The organism is Aeromonas sp. ASNIH8 (genome assembly GCF_002919855.1).
Classification (GTDB): domain Bacteria; phylum Pseudomonadota; class Gammaproteobacteria; order Enterobacterales; family Aeromonadaceae; genus Aeromonas; species Aeromonas caviae.
On record NZ_PQLN01000109.1, the window covers coordinates 1 to 12,509 of the forward strand.

Below are 12,509 nucleotides of genomic sequence, written 5' to 3' on the forward strand. Positions count from 1 at the left end.
TGTTTCCAGTCAATGACATCTGGTGACGGCAGTTATTGCATTGCAGCACGCGTGGCCGACTTTTCAGGCGACAGCAGGTCTTGTTGGCGCACTCAGGACAGATGAAACCGTTCGGAAAACGCCAAGCAAGCAGCGCGTTTTCGCACTGCGCTTCAGTGCCATAGTCCTTGAAAAAATCAAACAGGCTGTAGCCTTTCTGGAATTGGACTTTGCTTTTGGCCATGATCTCGCACCTCAGTAACTGTACGTAAGATCAGTATAGCTCGTGGTGACTGCTAATCATGGGTAATCAGGTCAACAATTGAATGAAACCTGCGCCAAAACCGCTACTTCTCCTCGCTGTAGTTATACGCTTTCATTCGCATTCGCTATGGATTTAGAGTCGAATTGCATCAATCACCTGATACACCAGCGGTCGGCTACTCGTAGTTTATATCCTCCATATTAGCTTGTTTGTTAATAGAACTGTAGCCTGGTTACTGGAGTGGGGCAGCCAGTGAACAGCAAGTTGATGAAGCTATCCAGGGCTTGCAGGAGCAGCCTGAATATGGGCTTGAATATTAACGCAGAATCCCAGCCATGATGGATGCCGCCTGAAGACGTGTTCATTCCTTCAGATGGTCAGGAAAACTATGTTGAGCCAACGCCAGGTTGTATTGTTTCCAGTCCCCCGGTGTCAGAATAGTTGTCGCCTAATCTGAATAATCTAAATGTGAAGACCGGGGGCGGATAAAGAGTGTCGAATGGCTCGTTATTCAAGTGAGCGCAAGGCTGCTTTGCTCAAGAAGCTGCTGCCGCCCATCAATATGTCGGTGGCCGAGTTGGCTCGGCAGGAAAACATCAGCGAGGTCACTCTGTATAATTGGCGCAAACACGCCAAAGACGGAGGGTCTCCTGTGCCCGGGGACAACAAACTGACCGATGAATGGCCCGCCGAGGCCAAGTTCGCCGTCGTGCTGGAAACCGCTGCGCTTTCCGAGATTGAACTCAGTGAGTACTGCCGCCGTAAGGGTCTCTATCCCGAGCAAGTCCAGCAATGGCGCCAAGCCTGTATTCTGGGCCAGCAATCCGCTCGTACCTTACAACAGGCGGAGAAGGCACAGGCCAAAGCGGACAAGAAGCGTATCCGACAACTGGAGCAAGAGCTGCGGCGCAAAGACAAGGCCCTGGCCGAGGCGGCAGCTCTGCTGATATTGCAAAAAAAGCTCGATGCCTACTGGAGCAACGTCGACGAGGACAACTGACCTCGTTGCCAGAGCGGCAGCAATACGTTGCATGGTGGCGCGAAGCGCTTGAAGCTGGCGCCCGCAAGCATCCTGCGGCCGAGGTGTTGGGGCTGAGTCTGCGCACGCTCCAGCGCTGGTTGGCCGGGCCTGAGCTGAGTGCCGATAGGCGACCGGATGCGGTTCGTTCCATACCTGCTCATGCATTGAGCCCAGAGGAGCGGCAGGCCGTGCTGGACGTCTGCAATAGCCAGGAGTTCGCCTCGTTGCCGCCGAGTCAAATTGTGCCACGGCTGGCCGACCAGGGGCGCTACTTGGCCAGTGAGTCGAGCTTCTATCGCATCTTGCGGGCGGCTGACCAGCAGCACAGGCGTGGCCGGAGCCAGCCACCGCGTCATGTGCCGGTACCAACCAGCCATACCGCGACTGGGCCCAATCAAGTGTGGTCCTGGGATATCACCTACTTGCCGTCACTCGTGCGCGGCCAGTATTACTACCTCTATCTGATAGAGGACATCTACCGCCGCAAAGGGGTGGGCTGGGAAGTGCATGAGCAAGAGTGCGGTGAACGGGCGGCGGCGTTGCTGCAACGGAGCATCATCCGCGAGCAGTGCTGGAAGCAGCCGCTGGTCTTGCACTCGGACAACGGCGCGCCAATGAAGTCAGTCACGCTGCTGACCAAGATGCATGACCTGGGTGACACGCCCTCGCGGGGACGGCCTCGGGTCAGCAACGATAATCCGTACTCGGAGTCATTGTTCAGGACGCTGAAGTACTGTCCGCAGTGGCCATCAGACGGCTTTGCCAGTCTGGAAGCGGCCAGGGAGTGGGTGCGCGACTTTATGGCCTGGTATAACGAAGAGCACCGGCATAGCCGTATCCGCTTCGTCACACCCAACGAGCGGCATCGGGGTGACGATAAAGCCCTGCTGTAATGACCCAGCCGTTCCTGCACAACACCCAGCGAGGTGGAGTGGCAAGACGCGATACTGGACACCTATCGGTGCCGTGATGCTAAATCCGGAGCGGCCCGAGAAACCCGAGCCGGAGCAAAAAGAGGCTGCTTAAAACAGCTTTGCGCGACAACTATCTTGAAAAACGCCGAGCTGGGAATAATAAATAAAATGAAATGTAGTCACCACTTAATTTATTCCAAGCCTTTCCTCCATTAACTTCGGTTATCGATTTAACAATCGATAGACCCAACCCGACACTATCGTTATTGCTAGATCTTGATAAATCTGTCCTATAAAATCGATCAAACATTCTCAAGGATTCATCGTAAGATATATCTTTGCATTTGTTCTTTATTTCAATGATAGAATTATTTCCTTCATCGTTTGATATTGAGATGCTAATGGCAGAGTTGCTCTCTGAGTATTTTATTGCGTTAGATATCAGATTGGATATCGAACGACGAAACATTATTTTGTCAGCAAATATAATCTTATTAGTATTTGCAACGTTAAACGTAAGGCTTTTTTCTTCTGCTAAATACATAAAGAAATCTAAAATAGAAGAAAGTTCATTCTCTGAATCTAAAAATTCTTTATTTGCAGAAATCAAACCTTTGTCTGACCTGGCAATCCACAGCATATCGCTAACCATCTTTGCCAAACGCTCAAGCTCTTCCAGAATTGAATATAGGAACTCTTTATATTCGGAGATGCTCCTGTCTTGATTTAACCCAACTTGAGCCTGCATGATTATATTGGTTAATGGGGTTCTTAGTTCATGCGCTACATCATCTGAAAAATCAGATAACTTAACGAAACTATTGTTTAGTTTAGATAGCATGGTATTGAATGAGTCAACCAACTCCCTTAACTCTCTCGGATATTGGTTGGGTTCTAATGTTGAGCTCAACTGTTCAGCCTGAATAGTCGACATATGTTTGCTTAATATATAAATAGGTTTGTGGCCTTGCCTTATACCCAAGTATGTAGACAATATTATGATCGCCCAAACACCAAAGACTATGATTAATAGCTGCATCCTAAAGTCAGACAAAAAATGAGAGTGAACACTTGAGTCTAAATAGAACACGACTGAATAGGAGTTATCATTTTTTTTAAAATTAATGTTTTTACTGAGATATTTATGTGGAGCGGAAGTGTCAGTTTCAGATACATGAATTAGTGTATTGCTGAACTTTCTCAAATTAAAGCTGTCTCGTTTACTCCTATATATATTTTTACCATCTTTTAATATCTCGATATAAAAATTAGAGTCAGGATTGATTGTATCCCAATTGATAATTCTTTGAACTGCATCTATGCGCTTTGAAAACTGCTCGATAATAATCGTTTTGTTATCTATCGTTTCATTATCAAGGTCTAAGAAATGATTTTTGATAGATGTCTCTACCAAAAATAACAAGGAAATCATACTGATCGTTATGGCGACAGAAACAAAAAGCATAGCACGTATAGTTATAGGCATGTTACTCTTCATCGCCAGCACCTTCTAATTTATATCCCATTCCTCGAATAGTATGAATTAATTTTATTTGATAATCATCATCAACCTTGGCTCTTAATCTTCTGATTGCAACATCTATTACATTTGTATCGCTGTCAAAATTCATATCCCATACCAAAGAGGCAATTAATGAGCGAGGTAATACTTCACCATGCCGCCGAGCTAATAACTCAAGTAATAGATATTCTTTAGGGGTGAGATGTAGTTTTTTACCCGACCGCTTAACTGTTCTTGATTTGATGTTTATAATCAAATCTGAAATTGATATAACCTCTTCAATATGATTGTCTTTGGATCGCCTAAGAAGGTTTTTTATTCTGGCTAGTAGTTCAGTGAATGCAAATGGTTTTGAAAGATAATCATCAGCTCCAGACTCTAGCCCCTTTACTCTATCTCCGACACCATCTTTTGCCGTCAGGAACATGACAGGTACTTGAATGTTTATATTTCTAACTTCCTCAAGAAGCTGCCATCCGTTAATCCCAGGTAACATAATATCTAGTATTATTAAGTCAAATTCATGGCTAAGTATATAAAAGCGACCATCAATTCCATTTGTGGCGAGAGTAACAATGTAGCCTGACTCAGTGAGTCCTTTCTTTAAATACTCACCTATCTTTGGCTCATCTTCAACAACTAAAATATTCATTATGTTCTCCAATATGCAGTATTAAGATAGTCAGTAGTCTATGCTACTACATACACTAAAAAATAAAAAAAATCCAGCTGCATCAAGAGTTTCAATGAAGGTTATATCGAAATTATAAAATCTAGAATGATTATTTTTAATGTTTAAAAAACGGCCAGCATAAGCTGGCCGTTTTTTACATGTGGAAGATCTTAACGGTTACTACCGCTTCCCATACCATGCGGGAGAGAGACGTTATGAATGGTTCCTTTATAGTCCACGATAACTTCTGTAATATTTTTATCAGAAGGAAGTGTTAACTGCTTGGTCTTACCAGGGAGAGCCTTCACAACGCCCAGTTTCGTGCCATCGGGGGTGGATACGTCCACGGAGTCAGTAGGCAATGCAGATATTTTCCATTCTACATAGACTACTCCATGCCCTGCTCTAAGATCGAAAGGCATTGGGGCATTAGCGAAAGCCGCTGAACTACTAATCAACATGGTGAGCGCAGCTAAGATGGTCTTGATTTTCATTGGATTACCTCATTTCTTTGTTATTGCACGGTTATCGCTAATCACTATATACAATCAACATTACATGCTGCTGTCAGCAAGATTACATTACCGTAAGGATATAGATCTTTAAGAGGGCAAGTATGTATGATTCACCCTATTGGGGTATGAGAGATGATTTTACACCACCTGGTTTTCCATATTTTGAATATATCTTAAGGGGCATGGCATGATGAAATTTATTGCAATGTTGTTAGGGAAGGTGCGAATAAGTCATATGGCACGAGAGCATTTACTGGTAACCCATTGATATTAAATGACTAAAATTTTCATTTTTTGTTCGTGGGATACTTGTTCGCACTTTCCCTTAGAGGCAGCCGACACAAAAACTGGCCGAGAATGGTGTTGGTATAAGGGTGATCCCGAGGTTACCAGAACTGAAAATGGCGAGTTATTGAGTTCGATAGGTGTTCCTATCGGCGCCACTGTTGTCGAAGTGAAAGCTCTCATTCGCATGGATACCAGAAAGTAACCAAAACAAGTTGCAATATATATAGTGTGTCCGCGTATGATAACTCCTATTCTCATCAGATTAGGAGCGTAGCATGCTCGTAAAAGAAATTGTGCCAACAGAGCAGGTCGTTGACATTCTCTGTGATGTCTGTGGTCGTAGTACAAAAACGAATTTTGGAACCAATCAATACGGCTCGTTATCGGCGGATTTTGGCTATGGTTCCCGTCACGATGGTGAACGTTATAAGGTGCATCTGTGTGAAATGTGCTTTTTCGGTACACTCGCAACAGTGAGGGAGATGCATCGCGGGGAACATATGTTTGACGATGACTATGAGGCTGCAAACCCAGACACATTTGGGCGTGATTATTCTAATAGGGAAATAATATGAGTAATATGCTCCCATACTCTAGTTTGTATGGAGATAAAAATCTCTTATCATCGACTCATTCTGTGAGCCAATGATACTTTTCAATCGGCTCATTTCGTGAGCCGAACAAGATCCTTCATCGGCTCATCTGGTGAGATGGTCTCAACGCTCACTACCACCTAGATTTAATTTTTGGCTACATAGTTTCATAGCAGATTGGAGCTAGGCTATTAAATAGATTCAAGCGCAATTTAGCTCACGATTTTTGAATGATTCTATTTCCAAACTATCTTGGTGCAAAAAACAGTGGAGCTGATGCTGAGATTGAGAGATAATTTTCATGATATAAAAATGTGATACATGAGGCTATCAATGAACGATTTTTTGAAAACACTGATGAATATTCGTAGTCTGCGAGCTGTACTGCGTGAGTTGTCTTATGAGCAGTTGGTCGAGGCTAAAGACAAATTTGACGAAATCTATGCCGAACGTGAGCAGCAAGAGAGCAAATTGAGAGAAGAGTCAGCTGAACGCCTGCAAAAACTGGCTGAGTTTACCGAGCTGCTGAAACAAGCGGGCATAGATCCGAGTGAGCTGGTTGGCACTGCGGCTCCAGCGAAAGCTGATGGTTCAGCCAACAAAGCCAAACGCGCTCCCCGTCCTGCAAAATACAAGTACACCGAAGGCGGTCAGGAGAAGACATGGACTGGCCAGGGGCGCATGCCCAAGGCCATTGCAGACGCTGTTGCGGCTGGAAAAGCACTGGATGACTTCTTGATCTAATGCTGAGAGCCCATGCCTGCTCGGCGTGGGCCTTTAATTCTATCTGTAGTAGGAGCACCGTATGGGGAGGACATTGGAGGATATGATTTCATCCGAATCACCCGAGGTTGTCCAGAGAGCCAAGGCGCTGGCCGAAGAGCAACTGGTACGTCTCAGTGTGACCAAACTGCTTTCAAATCTCGGGCCTGGTGATGTTCCTGCAATAGATCCCGATGTTCTCGATAGTTTGTTATCACTCAAAAGATTAGTTGAGAGCCATGACTGTCGGTTAAGTCTATTCGTTCATATGCCTGACGGCACACATCATGGCGTCAACATTTAACTAAATAGCGTCATTTGTACACCAATCGCAGCTCTCATCTACCAGATGAAATTAACGCCCCATGGCGATGCTTTTTCAAACTCCCTCGGTGTGCAAGCAGATCTGATAGCGTGTATTGCGTCCGCCACCAGGTAATTTCTCAATGCATCCCCTCTCCACCAGTTCAGCCAGATGGCGTGTGGCAGTCGCCTTGCTGACTCCGGCGACTTTTTGATATTGACTGGCACTGATGCCATTTTCAAAACCCTGTTCGCCGCCATCCAGTAAACGATTCAGCACTTTGGTTTGCTCTGGACTCAGACTGTCATGACAGTGCCGCAACCAAAAATGAGCCTTGGCAAGAGAACGAGCAATAACCTGTAATGCCAGCTCTATGGCGTAATCCAGTGTGTCGAGGAACCAACAAAGCCAGGATGTGATATCCAGCGTGCCCTTCTGTGTTGACTCCAGTGCCCGATAGTAGTCAGCCCGCCATTCTAGAATAGCGACTGACATGGCATACAAACGGATGCCCTGGCTGTCAGCCTGTGACAGCGCGAGATCGGTCAATGCCCGCGTGAGCCGCCCATTGCCATCATCAACGGGATGCAGGGTCACGAACCAGAAATGACAGATCGCCGCACGAAGAAGGGGATCTATCGTTGGATCATGCCGAGTCTGGTTAAACCAGAAGATAAACGCGGCCAGTTGATCGTCCAGAGCTGCTCTGGGTGGAGCCTCAAAATGCACGGTAGGGCGATCAACACGCCCAGAGACAACCAGCATCGGCTCATCTCCTCGCAACTGCCCTACGTTCAGTCGCTGCACCGACCATTCGTTGGCGGGGAACAGCCAACGATGCCATTGGTAAAGTCGTTCAATTGTCAGTGGTTGTTCATGGTTGTCGATGGCATCCAGCATCATTGCCGCGAGCCCCTCTGAGCGATCTGACACGGGATAGGACTGAGTTTCTGATCCCCCTAACCGCCTAGCCAGGGAAGAACGCACGGATTGGGCATTGAGACGTTCGCCTTCGATAGCGGACGAGGCGATGATGTTAGCCAATAACGTGTCCAACGTTTGGTCGGGGTTCCCCAACCTGGAATGACTACCGATTAGAATTCCCAACCTGCGTTGCACCTGCCGTAATCTGGGCAATATCTCGCTATCCCGCCAATGAAAATTGGGCCAGTCGGCTTGTTGCCAAATCCAAAATGGTTCCATTATTTCCTCATCCAACGTGCTAGGGTCTCAATAATGAGCCGACCCAGCCCATCATTCGGCTCAATGTTTGAGCCGAATATAACACATGCAGCACACTATCAGAGCAAGTAATGAGGATGGAGAACCAGGCTGAAAATCTCAGACCGGGGCTAATGAAAAACTGGATTTATTGCTGCTGGGTGGCGCTACAGCAATCAGTAGATAGACCAGGCGGGGTATCAGTGCGGTCGGTATCAAAATAAGTTGCGAGATGGGTACTCAGGCGGGTACTCAGTTTCTGAGGGCTTTGGTGAGCTTGCAGCTTACGCTGCATGGGGCCACATCTAAGAAATACTATTAGGGTATCTCCCCCTCGTGCCACCTCGTCTGCTTGTTCAGATACCTGATGGTACGCATCATGATGTCAATATATAGCATTGCTTATCTTCTCAGGAAAATAAGAGAAATCCCACACATCAATCACTAACAAAAATCAAAAATATTACAACCTACCTATTCTCTGCTGAATTTAAAGGACCCAGCTTTCAAATTTTTCAATTGCAGCACGCATTTCCTCACTCATGGCCTGATTCTTTAAGGTACTTACTCTTTCATTGAGATAAAAGTCATCAGAGGTGATAAAATGTGTGCCATTAACCATGTCCAACATCCTAATACACCTTCCATCTTTATCGATACACTCGAAGTTATTGGCAAATCTATTGTAAGCTAGGAATGCATCCTCGTTTTCCTGCTGATGGTGCATATCAAAACCGAAATCAGAAATATATTTATTGTCAATAACAATACCATCAGTCATCATTCCACCAAACAACTCAACCTGTATGTAGAAACAGCTAGTAACAGAATGTACCTTTACGGATTTCACTGTCTTATATATTATATCCCTGACCTCATCTCTTATATCAGCCTGATTATAGTCAATGAAATTACGTGGTATCTGCATATATATATCTGGGTTAATAGAAGCCTCTGTATGACTAATCTCAATGGTCAATTCTTCATTCAACTTTTTACGTTCCCTAGATAATTTATCTAGTCGTTCAGTCAACAGGATATGTATATCCCCCTCTGTGGTCGCCCCCACAGATTGAATCATAATTTCTATTTTTGAACTTATCGACTCTATTTTATTTTTAATCGAAGCAATTTTATTCTCACTTGTATTTTTCTTAGGCTGAAGTATCACGCTGCCAATCAGCAACATTAGTGCATACTCAAAATATCTATTATCAAATGTTGCAGCTGTGCAGCTTTTCACCGAAGTGTCTGACCTTCCGCTGCATTTATAACGGAGCTTTTCATCTTTTTTCCCAGCTTTGCTACGGTAGACCTGTAGCGAACTGCCACAGTTCCCACAAGTTGCGATACGCATTCCAGTAACGATGCCCATCGCGCTTTTCAACTTACTAGCAAACTGTTTTTTTTCACTACGCACACGCTTAGCTTGTGCAAATTCAGCCTCAGTGCAAACAGCCGGATAATAATTTCCCAACAGATGCTCGCGACCATCAATATGAATTATTTTTTCGCCTAAAACTGCTCGATCACTGATAATCTTTTTAATAAGATTTATTCCCCACCCCTCTTTATTAGAATTTTGAGCTATTGTAGGGGGGGTATAGTTTTCATCTAAATACTTTTTAATTGTTATATGTCCCTTCCCTTCTCGAATCATCACAATTACTTCCTTAACTACAGGAAAATAATATGGATGAGGGCGAACAAACCCAGTTGACGTATCAACCCAAAATTTATTTTTACCGAAACCATTAATCGCTGCCGGATAACCATCCGGATCGCGCTCACCATTCTGATGGCGCTTTAAAGCAACACGTGCAGCACCAGTAACTCGGGCAGAAAGTCTATTTGTATAATCGTTGCTGCTTTCAAGTTTAACTATTGAAAAAATCGCGGATATAAGATTGTCTCTTTGATACACAGTCCCATCAATCCATGTATAAACAAGAACATTAGCTGCAAGAACACTGGTTAAATATTTACTAGCTTCCGTTAACGCTAGGCGAGAGAAACGGTCTATATTCTCCATGGCCAATACAGAGCCGGATGCAATTTGACCTGAATGGCATAGTTCAATAAAATCACCTAGACATCCATGCTCGATATTTTCACCTTTACTGGCTGACATTCCGTTATCTGACATATGAACAACAGGCATGCCACTATATTTTTCCCTTGTTGCCTCAACCAACTTCCCCTCAGTCTGGCGTTGTACGCCAGTTTTATTACCGGCGGCCTGCTTATCCGTACTTACACGACTATACAGATATAGAGTTGGTACAGACGACCTTAAATTCATAACATCTCCAAAAATTGATTCTATGACGAGGCTATATATGCTAGATACGCAACTATACTTGTACGCTACCGGTACAGTTGGATTAAATTAAAGCAGGCATGTCTAGACCAGCCGTCCGGCTATGACACAATAACTTAGCGTTGTTCATTTTCTGAACATAAACACTATTGCCGATACACGGCATATAACCACTAGCAAACATTTAAGTAGAAGGTTATATCCAAAAAAACTAGATATCAACCCCCATCAAAAAAAATAATAACCTAACAAGAAAGAAATTATCTATACCCTCTAACATTAATTTCCACTTATATATTTCAGGCTAGAAAGTGCCACGAAGAAGCGAAGACTCCCGTCACATGCCTTCTGGGAGAGTAGTCATACCATCATCAGGGCGATATTTGGCTCTTTCTCAAACTGGCGTTGTTTCCCAAATCAGCCAGCAAGTCATGACTTCCCAGCCCGAGTAACCGCTACACTCGGGACTTTCTGACAGGTAGGCCCAGGGTATTCAGCTTGTTTATGGCGCTTAAATACGCCATGACCTCTCCCACTTGGCCGTTGTAGTTACGCAGACTGATTTTCCCCGTCAGCAACAGCTTGAACCGATACATAGCCGTCTCCGCCAGCGAGCGACGGTGATACCCCGATATCTTCTTCCTGTGCGCCAGCCCTTCCTTGCACATTACCAGCACGGCCTCATTTCTTGGATGCACCTTTTTCCATAACCCCGCGCTCTTGCGAGGCGGGATACAGGCTGTTGCCCCTTTGCGCGAGATAAACTGATGGCTGGCTTTGCTGTCATAGGCGCCATCCGCATAAACATTTCCCAGCTTACGCCGCAGAGGGTTGAGCAAGGTCGGCAGCACCTCGGCATCATGGACATTCTCCAATTATACTTCTGCTGCCAAGATATCGTGGGTCACCGGATCTACCGCCAGATGCAACTTGCGCCAGACTCGCCGCCCTCAGCGCCATGTTTTCTGACCTTCCATTCGCCTCCGCCAAACACCTTCAGACCCGTCGAGTCGATAACCAGGTCGGTGATGCGCCCCTTGCTGGGCTGCCGATAGGCGGCTGTCACCGTGCGGGCCCGCTTGCTGACACAGCTATAGTCCGGTGCGCACAACGGCACATTCATCAACTCGAACAGGGAGTAGAGTAGTCCCTAAGTGGCCCGCAGAGTGAGGTTGAAAATCCCCTTGAGCATCAGGAAGGTACAGATGGTCTGGTCAGTGTAAAGCTGGCTGCGGCCCCGCCGCCCATGATAGTCGTGGTGGAACCAGTCGTTCATGGCGGCGGCATCAACCCAGAAGGTGAGTGAACCACGGTTAATCAAAGACTTGTTGTATTTAGGCCAGTTGGTGATGGTGTGAAGCGATGTGGTCATGATGCAGACTTGAAGAGGATGGTGGTGATCAGATCACCAAGTCCTCAGTTAGTTCCATTCAAGCCGCATCGATTTGGGAAACAACGCCTCTAAAACTACGCTTGCTCAAGCGCTAGGGAAGGTGCGAATAAGTCATATGGCACGAGAGCATTTACTGGTAACCCATTGATATTAAATGACTAAAATTTTCATTTTTTGTTCTTGGGATACTTGTTCGCACTTTCCCTAGATGAAGATCGCGTATATTCCGGTATAGATAGCAATAGACTTCCAATCATAAAAAATGCTTGACTGAAGTCCTTGACGGCGTAGCACCGAGAATATGGTGGTCAGCCGATGAGGATGGTAAAAATTAACAGGAATAACGTGACTGCGTAAAGAAATTACTTAATGATATTGAATGTCATTTCTTTGGCCAACTGGCAAATCTGGAAGATCTGCACATTTCGGTTCTGTTTTCTGTTTTCTGTTTTCTGTTTTCTGTTTTCTGTTTTCTGTTACTCAGTGATAGCGTACTTATTGCATGAGCCATGCTTAATGAACTTCAATTTATAAGAGAGACCTTCATATCTTTTCTTCAATAAAAAAACCGGCGAGGGCTAGTAAAACTGGTTTCTCTTCGCTGCGTAGCAGCTGTCTCTTGATCAGATCTTGATCCCCTGTGCCATCAAATCCTTGGCGGCAAGAAAGCCATCCAGTTTACTTTGCAGGGCTTCCCAGCCTTCCCAGAGGGCGCCCCAGCTGGCAATTCCGGTTCGCT

9 protein-coding genes and 3 pseudogenes are annotated in these 12,509 nt (G+C 45.3%); 4 read left to right on the top strand and 8 right to left on the bottom strand.

Translation table 11 applies throughout. The features are described from left to right. On the bottom strand, positions 1-223 hold a 223-nt coding region (locus C3418_RS20195), incomplete at its 3' end, for a transposase (protein ID WP_146054115.1). Between the two features lie 520 nt (positions 224-743). Here C3418_RS20195 and C3418_RS20200 point away from each other — a divergent pair. Continuing rightward, positions 744-2,291: pseudogene (locus C3418_RS20200) on the top strand (IS3 family transposase). Between the two features lie 18 nt (positions 2,292-2,309). Here C3418_RS20200 and C3418_RS20205 read toward each other — a convergent pair. The 3 genes from C3418_RS20205 to C3418_RS20215 all read right to left on the bottom strand — a co-directional run bounded on the left by C3418_RS20205 (position 2,310) and on the right by C3418_RS20215 (position 4,868). Further along, positions 2,310-3,677 carry a heavy metal sensor histidine kinase gene (locus C3418_RS20205; protein ID WP_103261751.1) on the bottom strand — a complete coding sequence of 456 codons (1,368 nt, stop codon included), beginning with the start codon at positions 3,675-3,677 and terminating at the stop codon, positions 2,310-2,312. Beyond that, entirely contained in the window at positions 3,667-4,353 is a 687-nt protein-coding gene (locus C3418_RS20210) for a heavy metal response regulator transcription factor (protein WP_103261750.1), read from the bottom strand. Before C3418_RS20210 ends, C3418_RS20205 begins: the two co-directional genes overlap by 11 nt. A 191-nt stretch (positions 4,354-4,544) precedes the next feature. Next, positions 4,545-4,868, bottom strand: coding sequence for a hypothetical protein (locus tag C3418_RS20215; protein ID WP_021140715.1), 324 nt, complete (start codon positions 4,866-4,868; stop codon positions 4,545-4,547). A 584-nt stretch (positions 4,869-5,452) separates the two neighbouring features. Between C3418_RS20215 and C3418_RS20220 the strand changes: the two genes are divergently transcribed. From C3418_RS20220 to C3418_RS20230, 3 genes are all read left to right on the top strand, one after another. Further along, positions 5,453-5,752: a hypothetical protein gene (locus C3418_RS20220; protein ID WP_005303889.1), complete on the top strand. Its 300-nt coding sequence runs from the start codon at positions 5,453-5,455 to the stop codon at positions 5,750-5,752. 351 nt (positions 5,753-6,103) lie between these two features. After that, positions 6,104-6,514, top strand: coding sequence for an H-NS family nucleoid-associated regulatory protein (locus C3418_RS20225; protein WP_005303890.1), 411 nt, complete (start codon positions 6,104-6,106; stop codon positions 6,512-6,514). Between the two features lie 61 nt (positions 6,515-6,575). Continuing rightward, positions 6,576-6,836, top strand: a complete 261-nt coding sequence (locus tag C3418_RS20230) for a hypothetical protein (protein WP_059169912.1) — start codon at positions 6,576-6,578, stop codon at positions 6,834-6,836. A 75-nt stretch (positions 6,837-6,911) separates the two neighbouring features. On the opposite strand, the gene C3418_RS20235 is transcribed toward C3418_RS20230, so the two are convergent. The 4 genes and pseudogenes from C3418_RS20235 to C3418_RS20245 all read right to left on the bottom strand — a co-directional run bounded on the left by C3418_RS20235 (position 6,912) and on the right by C3418_RS20245 (position 11,749). Next, positions 6,912-7,739, bottom strand: a complete 828-nt coding sequence (locus tag C3418_RS20235; RefSeq protein WP_233270792.1) for a Fic family protein — start codon at positions 7,737-7,739, stop codon at positions 6,912-6,914. A 66-nt stretch (positions 7,740-7,805) separates the two neighbouring features. Further along, positions 7,806-8,039 (bottom strand): annotated as a pseudogene (locus C3418_RS24875) (DUF4172 domain-containing protein); the annotation flags it as partial. A gap of 508 nt (positions 8,040-8,547) precedes the next feature. Further along, a complete protein-coding gene (locus C3418_RS20240; RefSeq protein ID WP_081999401.1) occupies positions 8,548-10,359 on the bottom strand; it encodes a recombinase family protein in 1,812 nt (603 codons plus the stop codon). Between the two features lie 473 nt (positions 10,360-10,832). Beyond that, positions 10,833-11,749: pseudogene (locus tag C3418_RS20245) on the bottom strand (IS5 family transposase). Between the last annotated feature and the right edge of the window lie 760 nt (positions 11,750-12,509).